Below are 26,140 nucleotides of genomic sequence, written 5' to 3'. Positions count from 1 at the left end.
GCACCGAAGTGCTCCGCTCGACTTGCATGTATTAGGCACGCCGCCAGCGTTCGTCCTGAGCCAGGATCAAACTCTCCATAATAGCTGAACGATTGCTCGCTCATTTATTGAAAGCTGAATAGCTCAAATGACTTGCTAGCGAGATTGTTAATCTCATGTTTGAACGATTGCTCGTTCTGTTTACTCACTCGTTGTTCAGTTTTCAAAGATCAATGTCTTTCGTACACTGCCGCGTTTCCGAAGCAGCGAGAAGTAATATACCACAGCTCGTCCGTCCATTGCAAGAACTTTTTTCTCATCAATTTCTGGCGCGAAGTTCATACTATCATATGTTGCCGTTCCAAAGCAAGTCCGCTTGATTACTCAAGTTGTTCGCCGTTCAAAGCAACGAGGTATAATGTAACATGCCTTCAGACCAATTACAACCCCTTTAGAAATGTTCCGCAATTTCAATTGTTTCGAATGTTCTCGCAGGCACGGGAATACAATCCCTTAATGAAGAAGTTTATTTATGCATCGGGCTAAACGCAATCTTGGGCCCAGCCCGCAGCCCGCTCACGGACACAGCGGCCCTTATTCAATGAATGGGCACGTCTTGGAATATCAAACGGACACCAGCGCCGTTATTTCGCCGATTCCAGCGGTACTTCGCCTCGAAATCAACAAGTTAACGTTCCATGTGTCCGTTAAAAGTGTAACGTCCTGGTATCCGCCGATCTAACGGCTGTGCAGTCCGTTAGCTTTCGGATGACAGAAGCGATTCGCCTGCATTGTCCCACGGCTTGCAAGGCTGCCCCGAATGAGGCACAACGCCAGCACCTATGCAGCAGCTCTCGCCTCAGCATCGAAGCGCTCACCGTCCATGCGCGCAACGGCACCTATATGCCCGGAACCTTAACGGGTTGACTGAAAGAACTCGATCCGCTCGCCATCCAGCCCATTGAAGAAAAAGTATCTGGAACCGTTAGGCAGCGTAGTAATTTCTTCGTCCAACTGCTCGACGGAAAGTCCCTTGATTCTCGCAAACTCAGCTTCAACATCATCTACGGTGAAAGCCAAATGATGCACTTTCCCCTCTTGCGGCAAACCGGCGTTATAGCCCTCAATCAGCTCGACTTCCGTCTCGTTCGCCGCTTCAAAGCCTAGGAACGCGAGCCGGATAACACCGTTCGTATGAAGCAAGCTCCCTTTATGCTTAAGACCGATAACCTCTTCATAGAAACGAATTGACGCTTCCAAATTTGCTACCATGACACCGACGTGCTCCATTTTCATAACTGCCATATATAGAAACCTCCTTCTCTCAACTGCCTATAATTGTAGCGGAAAGAAGAAGGGAGAGCCATATACATTTTAGCTGTTTAAACTGCGACAGGGATACAAGACTTAACCCCAGCAGATCGTCTCAATCTCCCCGTCCAAAGAAAAGAGCGTAACTTCTTTATTCGTAATATTGACCAGACCCAGGTCATCGAAAATTTTCCGCACCTTGGCATTAGATAAGTGGCTCAGGATCGTCTCGACCGCTCTTTGCAAATAGGCCTGATGCCCGGACTCATAGAACATAAGGACCTCTTTGTCATTCACCCATAATTTCGTGTAATTCATGCCATATACCACCCCCAGCTCATATTAAATTAATTGTATATATTGGAAACTAGGAAAGTGTGAAGACATTATTAGATATCTGTTAGGAACGCAAAATTTGCCCACAAGGGCCCCAATCGTTGTATACTATGGCTAAGAATGTTAGACGGGAGGGTACAAACATGAGATTGTTAAAGCTTTTGCAAATCTATGAGGTGGATGGGATTACGCCCAAGCATCAGTCAGAACGGTTCAATTTTGACGAGATTCAAGGGCAAACTTTCCGTGAAATGAACCCAACGGAAGTCGGTTCCCCGATGATTCTATCCGGCATACATCGATATTTTCCATTCAAAACTACTAGAGTTCAAGCGATAGACCGGGATGGCGTGGATTTCCGGGTACTTACGCGTAATACAATCTATCATTTCGAGGTATACAAAGACCGCAAAGCCACTTAGCCTTGGAAGGCTGGCGGCTTTTTTTGTTCCTTTTTATAATAATAATTTCTTTACTTCTCAAAAACTACCAATCCCCTTTATACTAATAGATGGGTTATTAACCGACGTTCTATTATTATGGAGGAGGATTTCTTTACATGAAAAAAACTTTGACGACGCGTCTCACCGCACTCGCTCTTGTGGCCGCACTTACAAGCTCATTTGGAGGCAGTCTGGCTTTCGCGGAAAGCGCGGGAACAACCGCTGCAGCACCTGCATCGGCGCTGAAATCGGACATGCGGCTTGCCATTGAGAACGGCGCAGTAGAAGGTTATGGAGATAACAACTACCGGGAAGCCAACCCGGCAACTAGAGCGGAAGTCGTGACGATGATCAACCGGGCGGCCAAGCTGAAGAACGCTGATCTTACCTCCTTCGCATTCCCCGATCTGGCGAATTGGCAGAAACAAGCTGTCGCCAACGCCGTTGCAGCGAAACTGATCAGCGGCTTCGCGGACGGAACCTTCCATCCGGATGCAGTGGTAACCCGTCAAGAGTTGGCCGAGCTCATTGTGAAGACGGTTACAGGCGGACAGCTTCCGAACGTCAATGAGAAGGTATTGAACTATTTCAAAGACGCCTCTTCCATCGCTGAGCAATCCCGTCCTTATGTCGCCTATGCGGTGATTAGCGGTATTTTCTCCCCAACGCTCGATGGAAATTTCAATCCGACCGCCCCGGTAACGCGCGATGAAGTCGCCAAGGCGCTTAAGCCGATTCTGTTCAAAGTCGTCGACATTCTAACAACCAATGACATCCACGGCAAAATCGAAGTCGGCTTCGATAAGAAAAGGAATCAAGGGCAAGGCGGGATCGAAACGTTAGGCGGCATCGTAAACGATTTCCGCGCCGTGAATCCCGATGGCACTGTCGTCGTTGACGGCGGGGATGCTTGGCAGGGGACGCTGATCTCCAATACAACGAACGGTCAATCGGTTATGGATACGATGGCTCAAGTTCAATATGACGCCGCAGCTATCGGCAACCATGAATTCGATTTCGGTCGCGATGTGCTGATCTCCAATATTAAGAATGCCAAATTCCCTATTCTCGGCGCCAACATTATCGATGACAAAACAGGCAAACGCGTCGATTGGACACAGCCTTACACAGTGGTCGAGAAAGACGGTCTGAAGATCGGCATCATCGGCTTCGCTACTCCGCAAACGACGACGACAACCAAGTCAACGAACATCGAAGGCCTTTCCTTCGTGAATCCGGTGCCGTTAGCCAAAGATTTGTCCGAGGAGCTGCGCGCGAAAGGCGTTGACATCATCATGGTGACGTCCCACCTGCCTGGTGAACAAGATCAAAAGTCCAATGAGATCATCAGCGAGCTGGCGGACTTGGCCAAAGGAACTGGAAACGGCACATTGGATGCCATCGTTGGCGGCCACTCCCATATGCGCGTTTCCGGCATCGTGAACGGCATCCCGGTTGTAGAAGCGCAAAGCTGGCTGTACGCAGTCGGTCATATTCAGCTTTTCGTCGACAAAACAACGAAGCAAGTCGTATCTTCCAACGCAAGTCTGCTAGAAACATATACAAACCTGACGACAGCCGACGAGAGCATTCATAAAACCGTCCAGGATTACAAATCGAAGATTTCCGCGAAATCCGGCGAAGTCGAAGTCATCGTCGCAGAGCCGCTCACGCGCAAATCGTTCCGTTTCGCAACGAATGGCGGTGTAGACCGGGATGGCGCTTCGCAATTAGGCAACAGCATCACTGACGCTATGCGCGCTTCCGAGAAATCCGACATCGCCTTCACCAATATCGGCGGTATTCGCGCGGATGTAGATAAAGGCGAGCTGACCTACGGCGAGATGTTCGAAGTATTCCCGTTCGGCAACTACAATGTAACGGGCACCATGACCGCCGAACAAATCAAGAAGGCGCTCGAAGTGACGGATAAGTACTCCAACCTTCCGGCCATCCAATTCTCCGGTCTGAAGGTAGAATGGGATGCTACCAAGCCGGCAGGCGAGAAATATTCTAAAATTACACTCGTTGACGGGACGCCGGTCTACGTTGACGGCAAGTTCAATAAAGACCGTACGTTCAAAGTGACGACCAACGATTTCATGGCTACCGGCAGCGGCGACGGCTTCACCGTATTCGGCGAGGTGAAGGATTGGAAAGATGGAGCGATTATGCTTGATGCATGGGTCAATTACGCCAACTCCTTGAAAACGGCCGGCAAAGAGCTGTCTGTTGTTGACGATGGTCGCGATGTCCGTTTGGATCTGAAGAAATAGCACTTATCCCTAATTCATAGCTCAAAAACAAATAAAAAAAGCCTTTGCCTCTCCACCAGAGAGCCAAAGGCTTTTTCGATTATGCCAGCCAAACCCGCATCAGGGACAATAGCTGATTTAAGTTAAGCGGCTTGCTGATATAGTCGCTAGCCCCCGCCTGTAAGCAGATGTCCCGGTCCTGCTTCATCGCCTTAGCCGTGATCGCTATGATCGGCACCTGCGCATAGCGGGGATTCCTGCGGATCGTCCGCATCGCATCATAACCGTCCATGATTGGCATCATCATATCCATCAGGATCAGATCGATCTGCGGCTCCCGCTGCAAAATAGCGAGACATTCCTGTCCGTCATGGGCGACGCTGACGTTCATCCCTTCATTCTCAAAAGCGTTGGTTAACACGAATACGTTGCGGACGTCGTCGTCGACGATCAGCACGCTCCGCCCCTGCAAGAAGCAGGCATCAGTGAACGGCGCTGCCTGCTCCTCAAGAAGCGCATGCTCATGGCCTGCCGCCGCTTGCAGATGCGCACTCTTGATCTCGCTGACAGCAGGCTCCAATGACGGGATATACACTGTAAATGTGCTCCCGATCCCTATCTCGCTGCGCATTTCGATGCTGCCGCCCAGCAGCCCGGCGAGCTCCCGGGATATGGAAAGGCCTAGGCCCGTCCCGCCATACTTGCGATTCGTCGTGCCGTCCGCTTGCCGGAAGGGCTCGAAAATGAGCGTTTGCATATCCGGCGGGATGCCGATTCCCGTATCCGCAACGGTAATGGCCAGCACATGCACGTTCTTGGCATCGGGAAGCAGAGCTGCCGCTTTATCCGCATCGCACAAGCTTATATGAACCTCCACCCTGCCTTCATGTGTGAATTTAAACGCATTGGAAAGCAAGTTCTTAATAATTTGGCCGAGCCGCTGCTCATCCGTATAGAAAACTTCAGGTACTTGGGCATCCAATTCAACATTGAACAAAAGATTACGCTGCTCGGCTACCTTGGCAAACTGGCTGCGAATGAGCTTCGGAAGCTCTTGCACACGGAACTCCCCGATATGAATATCAAGCTTGCCCGCTTCCACTTTGGACAAGTCCAGGATATCATCAATGAGCAGCAGCAGATCTGTGCCCGATGATTGAATCACTCGGGCATATTCCAGCTCGTCGGGGCTTAAGTTCCCCCGGCTATTCTCCTGCAGCATCTGGGACAGAATGAGCACGCTGTTCAGCGGCGTGCGGAACTCGTGGGACATATTGGCCAGAAACTCGGATTTGTACTGCGAGCTTAACTGCAGCTGGACGGCTTGCTCCTCCAGGGTGGCTTTGATGCGCTCCAGCTCCCTAGACCTTTCCTCTGCAAAACGGCTATGTTCCTCCAGCTGTTCGTTCGTCATGTGCAGCTCCTCCTGCTGGCTTTGGAGCTCCTCGGTTTGAATTTGCAGCTCTTCGGTCATCAGCTGGTACTCCCGCAGCAGCCGTTCCACTTCCGCACGCGTTTGAACGCTATGGACTATCGTTCCCAGCACTTCCAGAATATCCTCCAACAACTCTAGCTGCTGCCCCGTGAATTTGTTCATGCTGGCCAGCTCCATAACGGCGATGACCTCATGATGATGTTTGATCGGTACGACGAGCACGCTCTGCGCTTTCACGGCACCGAGTCCGGACGTTATTCTGACGTAGTGGTCGGGAACGTTCATGAAATGGAACATCCGCTTCTCCAGCGCACATTGCCCGATCAGACCCTCACCAATTTGAAAGCGCCTAGTACCGATTTCGTCTTGGTCCTGCATCATGGCATAAGATGCTATTCGTTCCATCGTATCTTTGCCTTGATGAGCGGTTCTGAGGTAGAACAGCCCGAAGGATGCGCCGAAAAGCTCCGCCGCTTTGCTGATGAAAGTGGAACCGAGCGTCTCGAGATCGGATATGCCCTGCAGCATATGGATCACTTCGGCCAGCTTACGCTGCTGCCACTCGATCTCCGCCTGACTCTCCAGCAGCATATTGGTCGCCTCGGCAAGGTCCTTCACCTCATCGTTCATGGTGACATCGATGCGCTGCGAATAATCTCTTTTGAAGGAGCTCAGTTTCAGTATGCTTTTGGTCACCTGCTTGATCGTCCCGACAATCGAATGCGAAATGACAAGTGCAGCCGCCAACGAGAAAATCAGCAGAATCGTCAACATAACGAATAAAGAGTTCGTAAACATGCGATTTTGCTCATCCAGCAGCTTCGCTCTATCCTTCGTGAACCCAATCTCCATATTCCGGAAACGATCCAGTTGGGCGCGGATATCCTCGACGTTTTGCTTCCCGAGATAGAAATCATACGGATTGACCAAGCCGGCCCCGGCATCTACATTTCTCTTCATCATAGGTCCCGTCGGCCCGCCCAGCAGCATAATCCAGGATTCGATCGCCTCCTTGATGGCCCGGAGGCTTTGGACCTGCACCTCATTCTCTTTGGTAAGCCCGACTAACCTCACGTAGGACTCCCGCCATTCCGTCTCCCCTTTATGATAAGGTACGAGATAGGACGGATCGCCGGTCAACAGATACCCGCGCTGTCCGCTTTCCATATCCATCACATACCTCTCGATTGCGTTGATTTCACTGTGGACGGCAAAGTCATGCTCGATAATGTAATTTCTATCCGTTTGCATAGACGTCACCTGATTGATCACTAACGTAAGTACAATTGAAATACAAGCGATATTGAATATGTAACCAAGCATGATTTTGGATCGGATACCGAATCTCTTCATTTTCCCCATCCCCGCTGAGTCAACTCCTTATGTCGAATCGAGCATTCTTTTGTATTATACTACGCTCCCAAAAGTTGGGATATGGGCTTTTTTTGCTTTACTACGTTACTGAGTTAATGTATTATTTAACTAAAGCATTTATTAAGACTAAGGAGTGATCCCTTTGAGCGATCGAATATCCGAAAGCATTCGCCCACGCAGCGTTCTGACCCGTATGAAGCCCTATTCCCCCGGCAAACCCATCTGGGAGGTTCAGCGGGAATTAGGCATTGAGACTGTAACGAAGCTGGCCTCCAATGAAAATCCGATCGGCCCGTCACCCTTAGCTGTCGCAGCCATCCAAGCCTATCTGACCGACATTCACCGCTATCCCGACGCGGATACGGCCGACCTGAACCGTGCTATTGCCGGCAAGCTAGGCGTGGAACCGGATCAGGTGCTCGTTACGAACGGTGCCGACGAGCTTATTACGCTTCTCTCCGAAACGTTCCTGGAGCCCGGCGATGAGATCATCGTTCCCTCCCCGACCTTCAGCGAGTATGAATTCGGTGCTAACCTGATGGGAGCGGCGGTTGTCGAAGTCCCGCTTCGCGAAGATTACAGCTATGCGATCGGCGACATTCTTGCGGCCGTAACCGAGCGAACGAAGCTGCTGTATATTTGCTCGCCTAATAATCCAACAGGCACCTACATGAGCAAACAAGATTTATATGCGCTTATGGATAAGCTGCCGCCGCATGTGCTCGTCATTTTCGACGGGGCCTACAGCCATTTCGTAACCGCGGAGGACTACTGCGACGGCATCGAGCTCGTTCGCCAGGGCTACCCCCTCATCGTGACGCAAACTTTCTCCAAAATCTATGGCTTGGCCGGCATTCGCGTCGGCTACGGCATCGCATCCGCAGCAGTCATACGCAGCATTCGTCAAGTGAAGGAGCCTTTCAATGTGAATGCGTTGGCTCAGGTCGGTGCGGCCGCGGCCATTCAGGACGATGCGCATCTTATGGCGACCCGGGACATGAATACGCGCGGAAGAGAGCGTCTGTATGAAGCCCTGCAGGAGCTGGACTTGAGATTCACTCGCAGCATGAGCAACTTCGTGCTCGTCGAGCTCGGTCCGGATGCCAAAGCCATCTATGACGGCTTGATGCGCAGAGGCGTGATTCTCCGGTATGCGGGGGCATGGAATCTGCCTCATCATGTGCGGATCTCGATCGGCACCCCGGAAGAAATGGACGTGTTGATCCATGCGCTTAGCGCTGAGCTGCTCGTTTCGAAGAGCCAATAAGCTCTTCAAGCCCATCAGGGGTAAATTTTCGGCAAGCCGTCCGACTCATTGTTTGCCTGTGGCGAAATATGCTACAATGCACTAAATTGCAGTTTGTTGGAGGTTCGCTATGCTAAAGGAATTTAAAGATTTTGCTTTCAAAGGGAATATGGTCGATTTGGCTGTAGGGGTTATCATCGGAGGCGCTTTCGGGAAAGTCATTACATCGATCGTCAATGACGTCATCATGCCGCCAATCGGTTTATTGCTGGGCAGAGTGAACTTTAACGAGCTGTTCATCTCCCTGAACGGCAAACATTACAATACACTCGCTGAAGCCGCTGCCGATAAAGGTGCGCCGGTGTTGAAGTACGGTGTATTCATTTCCACGTTTTTGGACTTTTTGATCGTTTCAGCCGTCATTTTCATCGTTATTCGACAATTGGCCAAGTTCCGCAAGAAGGACGAGCCGAAGGAAAAGGCCCCGGCCACCAAGGAATGCCCGCACTGTTTGTCCGACATTCCGGCCAAAGCTACCCGCTGCAAATTTTGCACCTCGGAGCTGGCTTCCGCACCATCGGTTTCCGGCAGCATCCAATGAAGACCACAAAAGAGTTAAGCGCATAGCGCTTAACTCTTTTTATTTGGTGCGCAGATCGGCGATCTCTCCCTGCGCGAAAGCCCCCGCATGCAGCAGGTCCAGCAGCCGCTTCGCCGCGCTCTCGGGCGGTTGCAGCTCGCCGTCCGCATGCAGCTTCACGAACCGGCTCAGCTGCGGGAAGTCCTCTTCGGATGCAGCGCGAATCTCCCGCTGCATATCCGTGTCCACCACACCCGGGGCTACGGAGTAAGCCTCCACCGGGTAGGGCTGGTTCGTCTGCTCGACGCCGATACAGCGCGTCAGCATATCGAGCCCGGCTTTGGCGGTGCAGTAGGCACCCCAGCCGGGGTAGGGCTTCTTGCCCGCGCCCGAGGAGATCTGGACGACACGCTTCACGACCGGCAGCGACTGCGTCTGCCGGATGAAGCTGTTCGTCAGCAGCGAGGGCGCGACGAGATTGACCTGCAGGTTCAGCTGCAGGTCCTCCTGGCCGGCTCGGCCGATGAGCGTCATCGGCTCGAGCTGGCCCGCGTTGTTGATGAGCGTGATGGCATCCGCTCGATCTACAGCGCCGAGGATTCGCTCCATGAGCGAATCCAGGCGGTCCGTTTGCGCCAAGTCGCAAGCATGAAAGGTGTAGGCACCTTGCATGCTTGCCGCCGCTTGGCGGAGGGTTGCGTTATCGCTGCGGGACACACCGTGAACCGCTGCGCCCTGCGCTAGAAGCTGCCGAACCAACTCGGCGCCGAGCCCTCTGGAGCTGCCTGTGATGATATAAGTGGGCATGGGTTTGACTCCTTCTGTCTTCACTTAACGGGGACAACTTACGGAACCTTCACGACAAAAGGCACTGCGAACACTTGGCCGTCTCGCTGAAATTCGCCCCAAATTTTGTAGATGCCGCTTTGCGGAAAGGTCGTCATGAACTTGGCCGACGGCCCCGTCGATTTCTCATCCGTCGGATGAACATGCAAGTATTGCTCAGCGGCCGCATCGAGAATAACGACATGGCCGACAGCCCCTAAGTACGGCTGCAGATTCTGAACCGGAGCTTTCGTCGCAGCGTCCTTGAACGTATACGTCAAGTTCGCCTCTGCCCCTGCCTTCAGCCCGTCGATCGCTAATGCAACCTCGGTGCCGTTCACGGTTGCGGTCAGCTTGGCGTCCGGCTTCAAGCCGGCCGGCGAAGCGGCGTTCCCCTGCACCGTCAGCGCATGGCTGAGCACGGATTTCTCTTTCCCGCTCGGCGCGAAATCAGCGAACAGCTTATAGTCCCCGCCGGCCGGAAAGCGCGTCGTTACCGTGAATAACCCTTTCCCTTGATATTCCGGATGAATGTGATTGAAGTAGGAGAGATCTTTGCTAACGACGATCAAATGCATCATTTTCTCATGATTGAGATCGAACTCGTTAACCGGCTTGCCTGCGGCGTCTTGAATTTGGATGGTCAGAGGGGTGTCGTCCTGGGCCTTGGCGGCCGTCTGCCCTCCTGACGATTTCACGCCGAATACCGCCTGTACCTGCTCCTTGCCCCCCGCTTCATGGCTTCCGCCGTGCGCCCCGTGTTCGGCCGGCTGGGATTTGGCGCAGCCGCTCAGCAGCAGCGCTGCCGATAAGAGAAGAATACTCGCTATTCTCATTGCACGACATCATATCCTTGCTCTTCAATCGCTTCCTTGATCGCTTGCTCGCTCAGCTTGCTCTCATCGTACTCCACTTCGACCCGCTTGCCGGCGAGATCTACTTTCCCTTGGGCGCCAAGCTCTTTCATCGCCTTCTCGATGGTATTCACACAGTGGTTGCAAGACATTCCTTCTACTTTCAAAATCAAATTGGACATTTGCATTCTCTCCTTTACTTGTAGACAATTTATTATTTCATCAAGGTGTTCATCGTTTTGAGCAGCTCGTCGACAACGTCCATGTCGCCCTCTTGAATGCGCTCGACCACACAGCTCTTGAGATGTCCGGCGAGCAGCAGCTTGCCGACGCCGTTGAGCGCCGACTGAATCGCCGCGATCTGGTGAAGCACGTCGTCACAATACGTATCCTTCTCGATCAGACCCTTGACTCCGCGGACTTGACCTTCAATGCGGTTCAACCGCTTCGTCAAATCGGCTTTGAGCTTATCGGAATGGTGGCTTTTGCGCTCATTCACATCCAAGCTGCAATGGCTCACTTCCATATCTTGTTCATTATTCATGGCGGTATTCTCCTTTGGGGGCAATTAAGTATTATCATTATCATACCCCCATCCCCTATATTGTCAATCATTTCGGATCCTCACCCCTAAAGTTTAACCCGCTGCAGCCTCAAGGCATTCAGTACGACCGAAACAGAGCTTAACGCCATCGCCGCACCTGCCACCCAAGGCTCCAACAAGCCTAATGCAGCGATTGGAATGCCGATCGTATTGTAGCCGAGAGCCCAGAATAAATTTTGCTTAATGTTCCGCATCGTTCTGCGGCTCATCTCCATGCTGTCCGCGATGGAGGTCAGCTCGCCGCGCATCAGCGTCACATCCGCGGCCTCCATCGCAATGTCGCTGCCTGTGCCCATGGCCATGCCGACATCCGCCATCGCCAGCGCCGGCGCATCGTTGATGCCGTCGCCGACCATCGCAACGCGCAAGCCTTGAGCCTGCAGCTTCTTCACCTCGGCCGCCTTGCCTTCGGGCAGCACTTCCGCCAGCACCTGCCGGATACCGGCTTGCCGGGCTATAGCTTCGGCGGTTCGCGTATTGTCGCCCGTAATCATCATGACCTTGATGCCCATCGCTTCCAAACGGGCTACCGCTTCCTGCGACGTTTCTTTGATCGTATCCGCTACGGCTACATACCCCGCATACGCACCGTCTACGGCGGCCAGCATAACCGTCTTGCCCTCGCTTTCCAAACGCTCCATATCTGACAGAGCTTCGGAAATGTTAATCGTATGCTGCGTGAGCAGGCGGCGTGTTCCTATCACCACAAGCTTCCCTTCCACTACGGCTTCTACGCCGAAGCCGGGGATCGCCTTGAAGCTGGAAGCTTCGGGCAAGGACGCAACCAGCGGCAGAATGCCCTGAACGATCGCCTCGGCCAGCGGATGCTCCGAACTGCGCTCGGTGCCGCCGACGAGGCGAAGAAAGAGTGTTTCCTCCAGCTTCGTCCGATAGTCGGTGAGCTGCGGCTTGCCTTTCGTGACCGTCCCCGTCTTATCCAGGACGACGGCATCGATGCGGTGAGCGGCCTCCAGATGTTCTCCGCCTTTGAACAGTACGCCTAGCTCAGCCGCTCGGCCGGACCCCGCCATAATCGAAGTTGGTGTCGCCAAGCCCAGTGCACAAGGGCAGGCGATAACGAGAATGGCGATCGTCTTCTCCAGTGCCCCGGCGAAATCACCCGGGTCGAACCAGAAGTACCAGAGGACGAAGGCGACAAGCGCAATGCCCACGACGATCGGAACGAAAATACCCGATATGACGTCCGCCACCCGCTGAATCGGCGCCTTGGATCCTTGCGCTTCTTCTACGACTTTGATGATCTGGGCCAGCACGGTATCGCGGCCGACCTTGGTAGCCTCCATTCGGAGAACACCGTTCTGATTCTGCGTCGCACCGATCACCCGGTCCCCTTCCTGCTTGTGAACGGGCAAGCTTTCGCCGGTCAGCATGGACTCATCCACGGAGGAGCTGCCTTGCATGACGATACCGTCCACGGGTATCTTCTCGCCGGGCTTCACGATGATGAGGTCGCCGGTGACCACATCCTCCAACGGGATGCTGAGCTCTTCGCCGCCGCGAATGACCGTGGCCCTCTTGGCCTGCAAGCCCATCAACGATTTGATCGCTTCGGAGGTGCGTCCTTTGGCCAGAACTTCGAACCATTTGCCTAGAATGACTAACGTAATGAGAATGGCGCTTGTTTCGAAATAGAGCTCGGGCATATGGCTGTGACCGCCCTGACTGCTCTGTCCCGCCCATTGGATCGTTAAGATTAGGCTGTAAAAGTAAGCCGCCGACGTCCCCAGCGCAACGAGCACATCCATGTTGGCGCTCTTGTTGCTTAGCGCTTTGTACGCTCCGACGTAGAATTGGCGCCCGATGATGAATTGAACGGGGGTGGCCAGAGCCAACTGGACCCACGGGTTCATCAACACTTCCGGCAGCCAAATCCATGAGGTAAAGGTAAAATGACTAACCATCGCCCATAGCAAGGGGAAGGACAAGATCGCGGACACCCACAGTTTCAGCTTCATCCTGCGAATTTCTTTCGCTCTATGCTCGCTTGTTTGAGCTTTTTCTCTTTTCAGCGCGGCCTCATACCCCAGCTTAGCGACCTTGGCTTGCATATCGTCAGGCGTTACTTCCGAGGGTTGGTAGACAATGCGCGCGGTTTCCATGGCCAAATTGACGGATGCTTGCGCGACGCCGGGCATTTTGTTCAACCCTTTCTCGATGCGGGTTGCGCAGGCGGCGCAGGTCATTCCGGTAATATCAAAATCAACCGTTGCAGTCGGTTGGCCCTCTGACTGCTTCAAGACGGAATCAGTGCTCATAGGAATTTCACCTCTCATGAATAGTTACATCGTTCATGTTTATATAGTATACCCCCCTACCCTATATTGTCAAGCGGAGGGAACATCATTTTTCCAAAAAAGTTCTTACTTGCTCCACGAGAGATCGGCAGCCAACTGCTATCACAGCGTCATAAACGCAAAAAAAGAAGAGGCGCCCCTCTCCTTTTCTTTACTGCCGCTTGCCGAACAGGATCTCCATCTTTTTAAAAAACCACCTGTAGTACCCGTAGGAAATCAGCAGAGTGAACAAGATCGACAGGAAGCTCATAAACCAGTTCCAATTCAAATACGCAATGAGGTCGGTATGCGTCTCGAGCCATACTTCGCCTGCCGTCAGTACGGTAGGGAAGATTAGGGTGTACGCGATTTTCACCGGCCATGACTTCTCTTTAGGAAAATGAACGTTAAAGATGGCGCTGACTGCCGGATACACGAAAAATTCATAAGTAAAGCTAGCTTTATACACCATGCTCAGAAAACCGACCGGGTACTCGATAAGCCCGCCCTTCACGGCAAGCGATCTCAGCAACCAAGTCGGGACCTGCATGAACATGAAGCTTAACTGTGCTCTGATGTGGTGCCGTCTGCCAATGAAGATGATCAAGAGAAGAGCGGTAATGATCCAGACGCCATATAAGATTATCGTGTCCACGCGTGGCCAAGTCCTTCTTAGTTGTTTGATACCACCAATATGTTCAATGGGGCGTTTTTTTTAGTCTGTCTGCATCCCCATATCTCGGAACTCCGCTTCCATCTCCCGCCGCAGCAATAACTTCTCGCTTTCCTCCATAAAAGCAGCCTCCACCCCGTTCATAACAAGCCTTATCAGTTCAGGTTCCGTAAAGCCGAAACGGTCCGATAACACCCGGTACTCGTTCGTAATGTCCGTTCCCGACACACTTGGATTGTCCGTGTTAATTGTCACCAGAAGCCCTTGCTCCAAATACTCGCGAATCGGATAGGACTCCCAGCCAGGCACAGCCTTGGTTTGGATGTTGCTGATCGGGCACATCTCCAGCGGAATGCGGCGGTCTTTCACCATCGCCATAATCTCGCCGTCCTCCTTCAATCTGACGCCATGGCCGATGCGCACGGCACCGAGATTCGCTACAGCTTCATAGACATTCATCGCTCCCGCGGCCTCCCCGGCATGAATTGTCACTGGAATGCCGAGCCTTCGCGATTCGGCGAATACGTCCCTGAACCATTCCGGCGGGTAATTGGCTTCGTCTCCGGCCAAATCGACGGCAACTACGCCTCTGCCCACATACCCGGCAGCCGCGCGGATCACTTCCAGATTGGCTTCGCGGGAATGATTCCGCATGCAGATCGCGATGACGCCGGCCTTCACGCCGAAATCCCGTTGTCCGCGCTTCATCCCCTCTACGACATGGTAAATCGTTTCTTCGACGGTCAACCCGTTGGCACGGTGCAGTTGGGGCGCGAACCGAACCTCCACATACTTGCAATTATGCTCGGCCGATTGCTCCGCCACCTCATAGGCAACCCGCTCCAAAGCTTCTCCGTTTTGCAGAAACCGGGTCGTGAAATCGAATTTACTCAAATATTCGACGAGGCTGCCGCATTCCTCGCCTACACGCATATGCGGAATTAATCCTTCTGTATCATACACGGGAAGATCTAAGCCTTGGCGGAGAGCAAGCTCCAGAATCGTTTCCGGCTTCACACTCCCGTCCAAGTGCAGGTGAAGATCAACTTTAGGCAGCCGCGTCAGCCAATCCTGCGTCCGATTATGTTTCATCTTCCATCATCCCTTCTCATGTTTTTAATCTGAGGGGTGTTGTGTGCCCCCATGAATAATTTTAATTACTTTAAATCAATGTTATTTATATGTCAATATATATGACAAATTATTTTAATTATTATCATATGCGTTAGTTTTCGTGACGTGAACGGCGCCAATGCAGCCGTAACGTAAAAAAGGCTGCCCCTGAAGCCATGTAAATGGCTGGGACAAGCCTTTTTGTGCGCGGCTTTTCTCCGTTGGCCGTGTCTTAGGCTTAATGCGTCTAACCGACTCCACGGCCTCAATGCGCCGACCTTACCAACTGCCGACCGTCTGCCGCAAGCCCCCGCACCGCCAGCCGGGGAATAGCAGCGAGACTACTCGTCCCCGCTCTTCCGCTGAATAACCTTCAGCGCTTCCCTCACGCTAAGCGGCGACAGCTTCGTCTCAGCGACGAACGCTTGCACGGCGCCGGCGTCCGTCTTCGAGTATTCGCGCAGCGCCCAGCCGATCGCCTTGCGGATGAAAAATTCATCGGAATCCGCCATCTGCCGGATACAGCTAAACAGCAGCGGCACATCCGTGTGCCGCTTATATTTGAGCTGAAAGAGGATCGCCGTCCGCTGCAGCCACATATGGCCCGAAGCCAGCCATTTCTCGACGTGAGCCGGGATGAGCTCCGGATACTTCTGCATATGGAAGCCGATCAAATGGTCAGCAATTGTATCGACCGAATCCCACCAGGCATTCGTCACGACCAAATGCTCCAACAGCGCAATGCGTTCCTTCTCCGCCTCTTTGCGCAGTTGGATGAGCAGCAGCAGCGCCGTATAATGAAACTCCCGCTCAGGCAGTGCCCAGAGCTCTTCCGCCGCCTTCACGCCCTCGGCTCCTTTGGGCATCCCGTGCTCCTTCCAGAACTGCTTCGTTAGCGCCACGCGCTGCGGATTGCGAATGCCCAAGAAAGGGAAATGGCCGCGCATATAAGCGGCCATCGCCGCTGCGTCGGCCTCACTGGCGTGGGCTCTGAGCAGGTCCTCCAGCTTTTTTGTATAAGATGATGACATGGCCATGCGCCTCCTTCGTATCCTTTTATTCTAGCAATTCCACCCTGTTTCGGGTATGCTTATAGCAGAATTTTTGCATAGATCACCTATCGGAACGGAGAGGAACACATGACTTATAAGTTAGTAGCAACGGATTTAGACGATACGCTTCTGCGCGATGATTTGACGATATCGCAAGCAACGATCGAAGCCATGCACCAGGCGGTTGCGCAAGGTGTGACGGTGACGATCGCTACAGGGAGAAGCTTCCCGTCCGCAGCGAAAATCGCCAACCAAATCGGGCTGAACGTGCCGATCATTACGTATCAGGGCGCACTCATCAAAAACCTCCTCGATGAAGAGGTCTTATACGAGCGCACCGTTCCTGTGGATAGCGCCCGCTACCTGCTTGATTACTGCGAGCAGAGAAATCTCCATCTCCAGCTTTACCATGGCGACGAGCTTTATGCAGGCGAAGATAACGATAAAATCAAAAACTATGTACGCTTATCCAAAACCCCGTATATCATTGGCGACCTGCGCCAATGGATCGACATTCCGCAGCCCAAAATGCTGATCGTTGATAAACCGGAGGTTTGCGACCAAATCCGCGAGGAGCTGCTCCCGATTCTTGGCGATAAGCTGCATATTACGAAATCTAAGCCTCACTACTTGGAATTCATGCACAAAGAAGGCACCAAAGGCCACGCGATTGCATTCCTGGCGAGCCATATCGGCTGCACGCTCGAGGAAGTCATCGCACTTGGCGATGCGTGGAACGATCGCGAGATGCTCGAAGTCGCCGGTCTTGGCGTGGCGATGGACAATGCGCTGCCGGAACTGAAAGAGCTGGCGAATTATGTGACCCGAAGCAATAATGAAGACGGTGTAAGACATGTTCTGGAGAAGTTTATTTTGAACGTGTAGATCGTAAAATAGATCCCCTGCATGCTCTGGCATGCTGCGGGATTTTTTTGCGTTGCACGATCTTCGGCGAAGAGCTGGCCTGGGTCGGCGTCACACTGGCGATGACCGCAGATGCAGCCGTGATGGCCGGATCCTCGGACCTGGCTGATCAAACCGCGAACCCCTGCGTGCTGCACAGCTAGCGGAACAAAAATGGAGCCGCCGCTTTCTTTACAGCCATCTGGTTGTGTGAGAGCATGGAAGTATATTCGCTGCCGTTGGCCGCGGGGTGTGCATTTGAGAGCTGCTGCTGCGCTGACGAACAAGCACCTTAAGAATGTAAGCGCCATCTTCACCTTTAAGCCGAAGCTCCCCGTAACTTATTTTAAGGAGGCTGTACCGTTATGCACTTCTCCGAATTGGAAGGATACCGTTATTTTACCCCTACGAAGGTTCGTTTCTGCGAAACCGATGCCAACGGGCATCTGAGTCATCTTTCCTCGGTCATTTATATGGAACAGGCACGATGCGAGTACATGAACGGGTTAGGACTATTTTTCATCGATGGCGCTCCGGCCGACAAAACGTTTTTTCTTGTGAACCAGCGTGTTGAATATAAGTCTCAGGCACATTTTAATGACGAACTGCTGATATATATGAAAATAAACCGGATTGGCAAGTCGTCCGTCGAAGCGCATTACGCGATTGTGCAGCGTGATACGCAGCAAGTCGTCAGCGTAGGGGCCAGTACAGGGGTGTATATCGATGTGCGGACGCAAAAAAGCACACCGCTGCCGGAGGATCTGGCCGGCCGGATCGAGCGATTCGAGGCTGCGTTCGCAGCAGCTGCAAATCAATGATGAAGGGCGAGGATGCTTATGTTCGATTCAGCCTTATTGCAGGATAAAGTCATTCTCATTACCGGCGGAGGCACGGGATTGGGCCGGGCTATGGCCGAGCGCTTCTTGGAGCTGGGCGCGCGTCTGGCGATTACCTCCCGGCGCGAAGAGGTGCTTGCGCAAGCGGCCGCCGAAATGGGCGGCAGCGTCTTCTACAAGAGCTGCGATGTGCGCGATCCGCAGCAAATTGCAGAGATGGTATCGGCTGTGGAGCAGCATTACGGCCGAATCGACGTACTGATTAATAATGCGGCCGGCAATTTCGCCAGTCCGACGGAGAAACTGTCTCCGCGTGCGGTAGACGCCGTACTGAACATCGTTCTGCACGGCACGTTCTACACCACGCTGGAGGTGGGCAAACGATGGATCGAGCAGGGCTCCGGCGGGACGATGCTGAACATCGTCACCTCGTACGCCTCCACCGGCTCGGGCTTCGTCGTGCCGTCGGCGGCCGCCAAAGCCGGCGTGCTGGCGCTGACGCGCTCGTTAGCCGTCGAGTGGGCGCGCCACGGCATCCGGCAGGTCGCCATCGCGCCGGGGCTGTTCCCGACCGACGGCGCGTGGAGCCGCTTGGCTCCGACGCCCGAGCTGTCGGAGAAACTGCTGAACCGCGTGCCGCTGCGGCGGGTCGGGGAAAAGGATGAGCTCGCGAACCTCGCGGCTTATCTGATCTCGGACTATGCCGGATACATCAACGGCGAGGTTGTCACGATTGACGGCGGCGAGTGGCTGCAGGGCGCCGGGCAGTTCAACGACCTGCTCGAGGTGACCGAGGAGCAGTGGGTCTCGCTTGCGGAGATGACGCGCAAGGGGAAGTGACCGGCTAACTAACGGTCACAGCGGCTCTTATTCGGCGAATTGCAGCCGAATTGCAATTGTAACGGACACGGGTGCCGTTATTCCTCTCTTTTCGGGCGTGTTTCGCCTCGAAATCGGGAAATAGGGGCAACGGTGTCCGTTAGATTTGAGGCGCGTCGGTTTTCGCGGCAATAGCGTCTGCTGTGTCCGTTAGTCAACACTTGGACCGACGGGCGTGGCCGTCCAGTAGGCATAACTGGAATTTCTCCCGCTAATTCCAGGCAAAATCGCCCCCGTACCGGTTTCACCGCCAAAATAACGGGAGATTTTCCTTTTAATCAATCCAAAAGCACAGAAGTCGCCAGAATAACTGGAGGAATTCCATTTATCACCCGCCGTGCCGCCGCGCCCCCGCGCCCCCGCGCCCCCGCTCCACCCGCTCCATCTCCTACACCCCCTCCAACAAGACAAAAAAGGCGCCCCACCGGTAACATGCTACCGGCAAGACGCCCCCACAACCTCACACGCGGAACCGCGCGATCAAAGCCTGCAAATCCCCCGCCATCGTGCTGAGCACGGCAGCCGAGGAGACGATCTCCTCCATGCTCGCGTACTGCCCCTCGATGTTCGTCGAAACGTTCCGCGCGCCCGCCGCCGTCTGCCCCGCGACTTCGTCGATCGCGCGAATCACATCGACGGCTGCGCGCGTCTTCTCCGAGATGGCGGCCGAGCTCTCCGCCACCTCGCCAATCTGGCGCGCAACGTCGTCCATCGCCGTGCGAATGCGGCCGAACGTCACCTGCGCGACGCCGACCACGTCAAGACCCGTCTCCACCTCCCGGCTTCCCGCCTCAGTGGAGACCATAACCATCCTCGTTTCGTCCTGAATGCCCGCAACGAGCTCCGTTACCTCTTCCGCCGCTGCGCCCGTCTGCATAGACAGCTTGCGGACTTCCTCCGCGACGACCGCGAAGCCTTTGCCGGCCGCTCCCGCTCGTGCCGCTTCGATGGAAGCGTTGAGCGCGAGCATATTCGTCTGCCGCGCTATCCCGGCAATCATCGCATTGGCTTCCACGATTTGCGCAGACCGCACACCCAAACGCTCGACAGAAGCAGCCAGCTCCTTCATCTTCAGATGAATGGCGCGCATCTGTGCGATCGCCGTCTCCACGGCCTCATGGCCGGAGCCTGCCGCTTCCTGAGCAAGCGATGAATGCTCATGTGCCATCTGCGTAACACCTGCAATCTGCGTGACCGCCGCCGACATTTCCTCCATGATGGAGACGCCTTGATGCACGCATTGCACCTGCGCATCCGTCCCCATCGATATGTCCTGCACCGTGAACGTGATGCGCTCCGAAGACTCGCTAACCTGTTCGCTGTTGTAGCTTAACGCTTCAGAGGCCGCCGCTACATGCTGCGCGCTGCTTCCTACCTGACTGATGATGCTGTGCAGATTGGCTTTCATCGCATTGAAAGCCGTCGCCAAAACTCTCAGTTCATCTCTATTGCTTACCTGGATATCGGCCGTCGTCAAATCGCAGGCCGCGATGCGTTCCGCCGCCCGAACCATGGATCGGATAGGCTGTACAATGGCTCGCGAGAGCAGCAGACCGATGGCCAGCGCGAAGAGGAAGGCAGCTACGCTAACCCAGATCAACGTTCTAACGGTCGAAGTGACGACATCATGATTGCGGGCAATTGCTTCCTCCTGAACGCTCCGCTCCAGCTCCTCGATCTTCGCTGCGGCCTGTGTCAGCGTATCTGTCGTAGGAATCGCCCATTGCATCGCTTCAGCCTTGGCCAGCGGGACGTTGCCCTTGTCCGCGTATTCCGCCACTTTTTTGACCAGACGCGCAAACGTCTGATTGGAGTCCACCATGGATTGAATGGCGCTCTGCTCTTCCTCGCTATGAGACAGCTCCCCCATCTGCGCAATGATCGAAGTCAGCGTCCCATTCATATCGTTCAGCAGCTTCTCCTTCTCTGGCGTCGGATCAAGCACATAGCCGAACAGCATGCTATTCTGCATTTGCGTTTTCTCTTTGATATCGGCAACATTGCGCAGAATTGAAACATTATCACTCAAAAGCTTGGTGTAGGAGTTGTCCACCTTATGCAAGTATGTATAGGACATACCACTCGTCACTGCAACGAGTAAAGAAACGATAGCGAAGGCACCTACAATTTTGCCCCGCAGAGAGACTGAAAGCATATTCTTGATGTTCATTTAGGGACCCCCTCCCATAATTTGGGTAAACGCTTTCACAAATTGACAAAACAACAGGCTGCCCTCCGTTGTGACAGCCTGCTGCATGATTATTTGGAATTCATATATTTACGCATATCGAACGCCACTGCTGCAACGATAATGACACCTTTGATAATCAATTGCCAGTAAGGGCTGATACCAATGAATGTCAAACCATAGTTGATAACGCTGAAGATCAATACCCCTGCCAGAACGCCCGGTACCGTTCCGATACCGCCGGATGTAGATACGCCGCCGACTACGCAAGCCGCAATCGCATCGAGCTCATACATATTTCCGTAGTTGTTCGTTGCGCCGCCTGTTCTTGCCGCTTCCAGTACCCCTGCCAGACCATACAATGCGCCTGCAATGGAGTAAATGTAGATCAGGTAACGGTTCACGTTAATACCGGAAACGACTGCTGCGTGAATATTGCCGCCAATCGCGTACATGTACTTGCCAAGCTTGGTTTTATTGAACACAATCCATACAATGACTGATACGACAATAGCAATAATGACGATATAAGGAATGGAGTAAGTGGAGCTTGAACCGATCGCTCCTGTACCGAGCGTACTGAAGTCCGGACGCAACCCGCCGATCGGCTGGGACTGATTCGGTTTCATATCGAAATACAAGGAGTTAGCTCCGTACACGGCAACCATCGTTCCGAGCGTCGCAATGAACGGCGGAACCTTGAGTTTAGCTACGATCAGACCGTTAATGAGACCTACCAGAAGACCTGCGGCAATCGCGATCAAGATAGGTACAAGCAGCGGCAGGTGCGGAAGATCCGGGAAAAATCTGCGGCCGTAGTCCTGCGTTTGCAGCATCGAGGCCGAGATAACGGCGGTCAATCCGACGATCCGTCCTGTCGAGAGGTCCGTTCCTCCCGTGATCAGGATGAACGCTGCGCCGAGCGCGATGATTACGCGTGTGGATGACTGCAGCAGAATGTCGCGTAAAATGCTGACGGATAAAAAGCGGGGATCATAAATCGCAATCCCGATAACGAGCACGACAAGCACGATGTAGATTGCGTATTTGGTCACGAATCCGCTAAAGTCTCTGGATTTCACTGTTTCTGTTTTTGTACTCATTGGTTTCTTGGCCCCCCATTATGCCATATGCTGTGCAGCAAGGCGCATGATCTCTTCTTCTGTTGCTTTCTTTCCATCTACGATCCCCGTCAGGCGTCCTTCGCACATGACCATGATTCGGTCCGACATCCCAAGCAGCTCGGGCATCTCAGACGAGATCATGATGATACTTTTCCCCTGCTTCGCAAGGTCGGCAATGATGGAGTAAATCTCGAATTTGGCGCCGACGTCGATCCCACGCGTCGGTTCGTCCAGCAAGAGCACGTCCGGTTCGGTCAGAAGCCATCTGGCAAGCAGCACCTTCTGCTGGTTACCGCCCGACAGGTTTTTGATCAGAGCATGCATGTTCGGCGTCTTCACCCGAAGCATCTCGATGCTCTTCTCCACTTCCGCTTTCCGCTTCGCTTCTTGAATGAACCCGAGCGGATTCATATAGCGGGACAGATTCGCAATTACCGTATTCTCAAGCACGGATAATACCGGGAAAATCCCCGTAACCCGGCGTTCTTCCGTGAGCAGCGCGATTTTGTGCTTAATGGCATCGATCGGCGATTTGAGCTTCACCTGTTTGCCGTGCATCGATATGCTGCCGGATACAACGCTTCTCAGTCCGAACAAGGCTTCAATCAGCTCTGTCCGTTGAGCGCCGACCAATCCGCCTACGCCAAGAATTTCACCTTTGCGCAGCTCGAAGGATACGTTCTTGAACGATCTTGGAATGACCGAAGTCAGTCCTTCGACACTCATCAAAACCCCGTTCGGTACGTTGCTTCTCTCAGGGAACCGCTCTTTCAGATCCCGTCCGACCATTTTGGAAATAATCATATCGGTGGTCAGCTCGGAAGATGCCCACGTGCCAATCTTCGTACCATCGCGCATAATGGTAACTTCATCCGAGATCTCCAAAATTTCTTCCATTTTATGTGAAATATAGATGATCGAGACGCCGCGGCTTTTCAGGTCGCGAATAATGCGAAACAGCTGCTCAACCTCATTGCCGGTCAGCGACGAAGTCGGCTCATCCATAACAATGACTTTCGAATTAAAGGAAACGGCTTTGGCAATTTCAATGGATTGTACTTTGGAAACGGACAAATTGCCGACCAGCGTATCTGGTTGAATATCCATCTGAAGCTGCCGGAACAAGTTTTCTGTATCTTTACGCATTTTCTTGTGATCCACTAATTTCAACGGTCCGATCCCTTTCAGCGGGAAGCGGCCCAACCAAATGTTCTCCATCACGTTGCGATGAGGAACCGGGTGCAGTTCCTGGTGAATCATGGAGATGCCGTTAGCCAAAGCATCTTTGGAATTCGTAATGCTCGCGGTCTCGCCGTTCAATTTGATCTCTCCGCCGTCCGGCTTATAAATACCGAACAAGCATTTCATGAGCGTCGACTTCCCCGCTCCGTTCTCTCCCATCAGCGCATGTACGCTTCCCGGACGGACCTTCAGGGTCACGTTGTCCAGCGCTTTTACGCCGGGGAATTCTTTGGAGATTTGATTCATTTCAAGTACATACTCGTGTAATGTCATGGTAACTCCCCCTACAAGCTCGCGATAATCCCCACCAATGTGCAGCCTTTTTTCGAAGCTCTTTTTCTCTTTGCCTTTGTACGGTTTCCAAATAAGGAGGGCAAGAGCGGAAAGCTCTTGCCCGCTCTATGGCGATTATTTCGCTTCGTTCATGTTAGCTTTTGTAATCTTTTTGTAGGAAATCCATACATATTTGCCGTCTGTGATGTCATACCCTGTGTTTTCTTTGCTTGGCGTCAAGCCGTTAGCCAATGCCGTAGCTACGCTCGTAGTCGCAGCACCTTGGTTTTTCGCATCGTTCAGAACCGTTCCGAGCAAAGTACCGTCGCTAAGAGCTTGCAGAGCAGGAGCCGTAGCGTCTACACCGACAACCGGCAGGTATTTGCCGTCTTTGAAGTAACCCTTTGCTTTCAACGCTTCGATCGCACCTAGCGCCATATCGTCGTTGTTAGCAAGTACCGCTTCGATTTTGCTCTCGCTGGATGCCAGGAAAGCAGCCATTTTCTCTTGACCTTTGACACGATCCCACATAGCTGTATCTTCAGCTACTTTCTCTACGCCCAGACCTGCATCCGTAATCGCTTGGATGGAGAACTTCGTACGAAGCTCGGCATCTTGGTGGCCCGGCTCGCCTTTCAACATGACGTATTGGATTTTACCGTCTTTATTTTTGTCCGCTTCAGGGTGAGCTTTGAAGTAGTCAACAAGCAGTTGGCCTTCCATCGTACCGGATTGCTCCGCTTTCGCGCCTACGTAGTAAACTTTATCCCATTTCTTCATATCGTCAGCAAGCGGCTCGCGGTTCAAGAAGACGACCGGCACGTTCGCTGTTTTCGCTTTGTCGATGATAACGCCGGCCGCTGTGCGGTCTACTGCGTTAATCGCTAGAGCGTTTACTTTTTTGGTGATGAAAAGGTCTACTTTATCGTTTTGCATCGGTTGCGAGTTTTGGCTGTCTACGATATCCACAACAGCTTTGTCTTTGGCAGCGTCAGCGATCGCAGCGCGAACACCGGACATGAACGTATCGTCAAATTTATAGATCGCTACACCGATCGTTGGTTTTTTACCGTCAGTTTTAGCAGGAGCCGCTGTTGCCGCTGCACCTGCGCTAGCTGCTGGAGCTGTAGATGCCGCTGGAGTTTGTGCTTTATTGCCACAGCCAGCTACGGTTGCTACCAAAGCGCTCGCTACTGCAAGGGTAATTAGTTTTTTCAAGGTAAGACCCTCCCTAAAAGGTTGTGTTGTTTATTTACATGTCTAAATATACGGCATGGCGATAAGGAAACAAATGCAATATCCTCATGTCTTCTATCGAAATTCTCATCACTTTATGAACGGGAATAGCAATTTCTGATTATCGGACCAGAACATATTGCTCAGATCGATCGCCTTGGTACCGGTATCCACACGATCCGGAATCTTCTTCCCGTTCGAGGCTTCCACCGCATTCTTGACGCCCAGATAACCGATGCTGAACGGGTTCTGGATAATGGTCGCCTGGATCACGCCCTCCTGAAGCAGCTCCAACTCCTCGGACGTGCTGTCGAAGGTGATGAGCTTCACCCTGTCCTGCAGGTTCAACCGTTGGATAGCGTCCGCCACGCCGACCGAGGACATTTCGTTCAACGCGACAATCCCGTCGAGGTGCGGATATTTCTCGATGATGCCCTGCGTAAGCTGGTCGGCCGTCCCCCGGTCTGTGAGCGTATACACTTTGGCAATAACCTGAATGCCGGGATACTTCGAAATTTCTTGAAGCAGCCCTTGCTCCCGAAGCTCCGCATTGCGCTCACCCTGCTTGAAGCTGACGATCGCGATATTGCCTTTGGTTCCGGCAAGTTTGACCAGCTGTCGTCCGGCCAATTGCCCGGCTTCGTAGTTATTGGCTCCTATGAAGCTCTTCGCCTTGCGCGTGCTGACCTCCGAGTCGATGGTCACGACCGGAATGCCTCGCTCCGCTGCGCTGTCGACGACGGGACTCAGCTCCTTATAGTCGTTCGCAGCCAGCACGATACCGTCGGGGCCGCTGCCGATCGACTGCTCCATGAGAGCGATTTGTCCTTTCACATCCGCTTCATCGCCCGGCGCGCGGAAATCGAGCGTCACGTCGAATTCCTTCGCGGCGACCTCCGCACCCATTTTCACCGTCTTCCAATAATCGCCTTCCTGGCTTCTCAGCACGACTTCCAAATGCTTCTTCTTCTGGGTCGGGATCGTTTCGCTTTCTTTCATGCAGGAGGATAAGGAGAGAATTGCGGCCAGGACGGCAAATATGAGAGGGCTCCATTTCATTGTTTTATCCATCGCTTCTCCTT

Annotated in this window: 24 protein-coding genes and 1 rRNA gene; 8 read left to right on the top strand and 17 right to left on the bottom strand. The window is 53.2% G+C overall.

Translation table 11 applies throughout. The features are described 5' to 3' along the window. Nucleotides 1–82, bottom strand: a 16S ribosomal RNA gene (locus PUT07_RS34480); the annotation flags it as partial. A 429-nt stretch (nt 83–511) separates the two neighbouring features. Here PUT07_RS34480 and PUT07_RS34475 point away from each other — a divergent pair. After that, complete coding sequence (locus PUT07_RS34475) at nt 512–721, top strand: hypothetical protein (RefSeq protein ID WP_274473371.1); 210 nt, start codon at nt 512–514, stop codon at nt 719–721. A 173-nt stretch (nt 722–894) separates the two neighbouring features. On the opposite strand, the gene PUT07_RS34470 is transcribed toward PUT07_RS34475, so the two are convergent. Both PUT07_RS34470 and PUT07_RS34465 read right to left on the bottom strand, forming a co-directional pair. Continuing rightward, the gene (locus tag PUT07_RS34470; protein WP_274473370.1) at nt 895–1,284 is read right to left on the bottom strand and encodes a VOC family protein; all 390 of its coding nucleotides are present in this window, start codon (nt 1,282–1,284) and stop codon (nt 895–897) included. A 102-nt stretch (nt 1,285–1,386) separates the two neighbouring features. Beyond that, nucleotides 1,387–1,608 (bottom strand): hypothetical protein, encoded by a 222-nt coding sequence (locus tag PUT07_RS34465; protein ID WP_274473369.1) that lies wholly within the window; start codon nt 1,606–1,608, stop codon nt 1,387–1,389. A 161-nt stretch (nt 1,609–1,769) separates the two neighbouring features. Between PUT07_RS34465 and PUT07_RS34460 the strand changes: the two genes are divergently transcribed. Continuing rightward, nucleotides 1,770–2,048 carry a hypothetical protein gene (locus PUT07_RS34460; protein WP_274473368.1) on the top strand — a complete coding sequence of 93 codons (279 nt, stop codon included), beginning with the start codon at nt 1,770–1,772 and terminating at the stop codon, nt 2,046–2,048. Between the two features lie 137 nt (nt 2,049–2,185). Continuing rightward, a complete protein-coding gene (locus PUT07_RS34455) occupies nt 2,186–4,345 on the top strand; it encodes a 5'-nucleotidase C-terminal domain-containing protein (protein ID WP_274473367.1) in 2,160 nt (719 codons plus the stop codon). Between the two features lie 79 nt (nt 4,346–4,424). Here PUT07_RS34455 and PUT07_RS34450 read toward each other — a convergent pair whose 3' ends face one another. Beyond that, nucleotides 4,425–7,121, bottom strand: coding sequence for a response regulator (locus PUT07_RS34450; protein ID WP_274473366.1), 2,697 nt, complete (start codon nt 7,119–7,121; stop codon nt 4,425–4,427). A gap of 154 nt (nt 7,122–7,275) precedes the next feature. Here PUT07_RS34450 and hisC point away from each other — a divergent pair, with 154 nt between their 5' ends. Together hisC and mscL are read left to right on the top strand one after the other, a co-directional pair. Continuing rightward, a complete protein-coding gene (gene hisC / locus PUT07_RS34445) occupies nt 7,276–8,400 on the top strand; it encodes a histidinol-phosphate transaminase (RefSeq protein WP_274473364.1) in 1,125 nt (374 codons plus the stop codon). A 109-nt stretch (nt 8,401–8,509) separates the two neighbouring features. Then, on the top strand, nt 8,510–8,980 hold the full coding sequence (gene mscL, locus PUT07_RS34440; protein WP_274473363.1) for a large conductance mechanosensitive channel protein MscL: 471 nt from the start codon (nt 8,510–8,512) through the stop codon (nt 8,978–8,980). 39 nt (nt 8,981–9,019) lie between these two features. Here the strand turns inward: mscL and PUT07_RS34435 are convergent, their stop codons facing one another. From PUT07_RS34435 to PUT07_RS34400, 8 genes are all read right to left on the bottom strand, one after another. Next, nucleotides 9,020–9,766 (bottom strand): (S)-benzoin forming benzil reductase, encoded by a 747-nt coding sequence (locus PUT07_RS34435; protein ID WP_274473361.1) that lies wholly within the window; start codon nt 9,764–9,766, stop codon nt 9,020–9,022. Nucleotides 9,767–9,804: 38 nt separating this feature from the next. Next, a complete protein-coding gene (locus tag PUT07_RS34430; protein WP_274473360.1) occupies nt 9,805–10,620 on the bottom strand; it encodes a hypothetical protein in 816 nt (271 codons plus the stop codon). Further along, nucleotides 10,617–10,820 carry a copper ion binding protein gene (locus PUT07_RS34425; RefSeq protein WP_274473354.1) on the bottom strand — a complete coding sequence of 68 codons (204 nt, stop codon included), beginning with the start codon at nt 10,818–10,820 and terminating at the stop codon, nt 10,617–10,619. The genes PUT07_RS34430 and PUT07_RS34425 overlap by 4 nt, the downstream gene beginning before the upstream one ends. Nucleotides 10,821–10,852: 32 nt before the next feature. Beyond that, a complete protein-coding gene (locus tag PUT07_RS34420) occupies nt 10,853–11,182 on the bottom strand; it encodes a metal-sensitive transcriptional regulator (protein ID WP_274473352.1) in 330 nt (109 codons plus the stop codon). Between the two features lie 86 nt (nt 11,183–11,268). Further along, nucleotides 11,269–13,518 (bottom strand): heavy metal translocating P-type ATPase, encoded by a 2,250-nt coding sequence (locus PUT07_RS34415; RefSeq protein ID WP_274473351.1) that lies wholly within the window; start codon nt 13,516–13,518, stop codon nt 11,269–11,271. Nucleotides 13,519–13,708: 190 nt separating this feature from the next. Continuing rightward, nucleotides 13,709–14,191: a CBO0543 family protein gene (locus PUT07_RS34410; protein WP_274473350.1), complete on the bottom strand. Its 483-nt coding sequence runs from the start codon at nt 14,189–14,191 to the stop codon at nt 13,709–13,711. Between the two features lie 60 nt (nt 14,192–14,251). Continuing rightward, nucleotides 14,252–15,301 (bottom strand): adenosine deaminase, encoded by a 1,050-nt coding sequence (add, locus tag PUT07_RS34405; RefSeq protein ID WP_274473349.1) that lies wholly within the window; start codon nt 15,299–15,301, stop codon nt 14,252–14,254. Nucleotides 15,302–15,663: 362 nt separating this feature from the next. Continuing rightward, nucleotides 15,664–16,353 (bottom strand): DNA alkylation repair protein, encoded by a 690-nt coding sequence (locus PUT07_RS34400; protein WP_274473348.1) that lies wholly within the window; start codon nt 16,351–16,353, stop codon nt 15,664–15,666. Nucleotides 16,354–16,461: 108 nt separating this feature from the next. Between PUT07_RS34400 and PUT07_RS34395 the strand changes: the two genes are divergently transcribed. From PUT07_RS34395 to PUT07_RS34385, 3 genes are all read left to right on the top strand, one after another. Then, the gene (locus tag PUT07_RS34395) at nt 16,462–17,259 is read left to right on the top strand and encodes a Cof-type HAD-IIB family hydrolase (RefSeq protein WP_274473346.1); all 798 of its coding nucleotides are present in this window, start codon (nt 16,462–16,464) and stop codon (nt 17,257–17,259) included. Between the two features lie 383 nt (nt 17,260–17,642). Further along, complete coding sequence (locus PUT07_RS34390) at nt 17,643–18,098, top strand: acyl-CoA thioesterase (RefSeq protein ID WP_274473345.1); 456 nt, start codon at nt 17,643–17,645, stop codon at nt 18,096–18,098. An 18-nt stretch (nt 18,099–18,116) separates the two neighbouring features. Continuing rightward, nucleotides 18,117–18,956 carry an SDR family oxidoreductase gene (locus PUT07_RS34385; RefSeq protein WP_274473344.1) on the top strand — a complete coding sequence of 280 codons (840 nt, stop codon included), beginning with the start codon at nt 18,117–18,119 and terminating at the stop codon, nt 18,954–18,956. Between the two features lie 499 nt (nt 18,957–19,455). Here the strand turns inward: PUT07_RS34385 and PUT07_RS34380 are convergent, their stop codons facing one another. The 5 genes from PUT07_RS34380 to PUT07_RS34360 all read right to left on the bottom strand — a co-directional run bounded on the left by PUT07_RS34380 (nt 19,456) and on the right by PUT07_RS34360 (nt 26,129). Beyond that, on the bottom strand, nt 19,456–21,165 hold the full coding sequence (locus PUT07_RS34380; RefSeq protein ID WP_274473343.1) for a methyl-accepting chemotaxis protein: 1,710 nt from the start codon (nt 21,163–21,165) through the stop codon (nt 19,456–19,458). 89 nt (nt 21,166–21,254) lie between these two features. Then, on the bottom strand, nt 21,255–22,286 hold the full coding sequence (gene mglC / locus PUT07_RS34375; protein WP_274473342.1) for a galactose/methyl galactoside ABC transporter permease MglC: 1,032 nt from the start codon (nt 22,284–22,286) through the stop codon (nt 21,255–21,257). Between the two features lie 18 nt (nt 22,287–22,304). Next, the gene (locus PUT07_RS34370; protein ID WP_274473341.1) at nt 22,305–23,822 is read right to left on the bottom strand and encodes a sugar ABC transporter ATP-binding protein; all 1,518 of its coding nucleotides are present in this window, start codon (nt 23,820–23,822) and stop codon (nt 22,305–22,307) included. Between the two features lie 135 nt (nt 23,823–23,957). Further along, a complete protein-coding gene (locus PUT07_RS34365; protein ID WP_379241324.1) occupies nt 23,958–25,004 on the bottom strand; it encodes a galactose ABC transporter substrate-binding protein in 1,047 nt (348 codons plus the stop codon). 144 nt (nt 25,005–25,148) lie between these two features. Then, entirely contained in the window at nt 25,149–26,129 is a 981-nt protein-coding gene (locus tag PUT07_RS34360; RefSeq protein WP_274473339.1) for a substrate-binding domain-containing protein, read from the bottom strand. Nucleotides 26,130–26,140 lie beyond the last annotated feature (11 nt).

Origin of the sequence: Paenibacillus sp. MAHUQ-63, from assembly GCF_028765165.1 — a bacterium.
Lineage (GTDB): Bacteria > Bacillota > Bacilli > Paenibacillales > NBRC-103111 > Paenibacillus_E.
This window is presented reverse-complemented; position numbering and strand designations above follow the sequence as displayed.

What these genes read in the sequence shown, in the direction of transcription:
- PUT07_RS34395 (WP_274473346.1), top strand. Translation starts at nt 16,462, where the DNA reads ATGACTTATAAGTTAGTAGCAACGGATTTAGACGATACGCTTCTGCGC.
- PUT07_RS34425 (WP_274473354.1), bottom strand. Translation starts at nt 10,820, where the DNA reads ATGTCCAATTTGATTTTGAAAGTAGAAGGAATGTCTTGCAACCACTGT.
- PUT07_RS34415 (WP_274473351.1), bottom strand. Translation starts at nt 13,518, where the DNA reads ATGAGCACTGATTCCGTCTTGAAGCAGTCAGAGGGCCAACCGACTGCA.
- PUT07_RS34475 (WP_274473371.1), top strand. Translation starts at nt 512, where the DNA reads ATGCATCGGGCTAAACGCAATCTTGGGCCCAGCCCGCAGCCCGCTCAC.
- PUT07_RS34470 (WP_274473370.1), bottom strand. Translation starts at nt 1,284, where the DNA reads ATGGCAGTTATGAAAATGGAGCACGTCGGTGTCATGGTAGCAAATTTG.
- PUT07_RS34370 (WP_274473341.1), bottom strand. Translation starts at nt 23,822, where the DNA reads ATGACATTACACGAGTATGTACTTGAAATGAATCAAATCTCCAAAGAA.
- mglC (WP_274473342.1), bottom strand. Translation starts at nt 22,286, where the DNA reads ATGAGTACAAAAACAGAAACAGTGAAATCCAGAGACTTTAGCGGATTC.
- PUT07_RS34465 (WP_274473369.1), bottom strand. Translation starts at nt 1,608, where the DNA reads ATGAATTACACGAAATTATGGGTGAATGACAAAGAGGTCCTTATGTTC.
- add (WP_274473349.1), bottom strand. Translation starts at nt 15,301, where the DNA reads ATGAAACATAATCGGACGCAGGATTGGCTGACGCGGCTGCCTAAAGTT.
- mscL (WP_274473363.1), top strand. Translation starts at nt 8,510, where the DNA reads ATGCTAAAGGAATTTAAAGATTTTGCTTTCAAAGGGAATATGGTCGAT.
- PUT07_RS34450 (WP_274473366.1), bottom strand. Translation starts at nt 7,121, where the DNA reads ATGGGGAAAATGAAGAGATTCGGTATCCGATCCAAAATCATGCTTGGT.
- PUT07_RS34400 (WP_274473348.1), bottom strand. Translation starts at nt 16,353, where the DNA reads ATGTCATCATCTTATACAAAAAAGCTGGAGGACCTGCTCAGAGCCCAC.
- PUT07_RS34455 (WP_274473367.1), top strand. Translation starts at nt 2,186, where the DNA reads ATGAAAAAAACTTTGACGACGCGTCTCACCGCACTCGCTCTTGTGGCC.
- PUT07_RS34460 (WP_274473368.1), top strand. Translation starts at nt 1,770, where the DNA reads ATGAGATTGTTAAAGCTTTTGCAAATCTATGAGGTGGATGGGATTACG.
- PUT07_RS34360 (WP_274473339.1), bottom strand. Translation starts at nt 26,129, where the DNA reads ATGGATAAAACAATGAAATGGAGCCCTCTCATATTTGCCGTCCTGGCC.
- PUT07_RS34390 (WP_274473345.1), top strand. Translation starts at nt 17,643, where the DNA reads ATGCACTTCTCCGAATTGGAAGGATACCGTTATTTTACCCCTACGAAG.
- PUT07_RS34380 (WP_274473343.1), bottom strand. Translation starts at nt 21,165, where the DNA reads ATGAACATCAAGAATATGCTTTCAGTCTCTCTGCGGGGCAAAATTGTA.
- PUT07_RS34420 (WP_274473352.1), bottom strand. Translation starts at nt 11,182, where the DNA reads ATGAATAATGAACAAGATATGGAAGTGAGCCATTGCAGCTTGGATGTG.
- PUT07_RS34435 (WP_274473361.1), bottom strand. Translation starts at nt 9,766, where the DNA reads ATGCCCACTTATATCATCACAGGCAGCTCCAGAGGGCTCGGCGCCGAG.
- PUT07_RS34430 (WP_274473360.1), bottom strand. Translation starts at nt 10,620, where the DNA reads ATGAGAATAGCGAGTATTCTTCTCTTATCGGCAGCGCTGCTGCTGAGC.
- PUT07_RS34385 (WP_274473344.1), top strand. Translation starts at nt 18,117, where the DNA reads ATGTTCGATTCAGCCTTATTGCAGGATAAAGTCATTCTCATTACCGGC.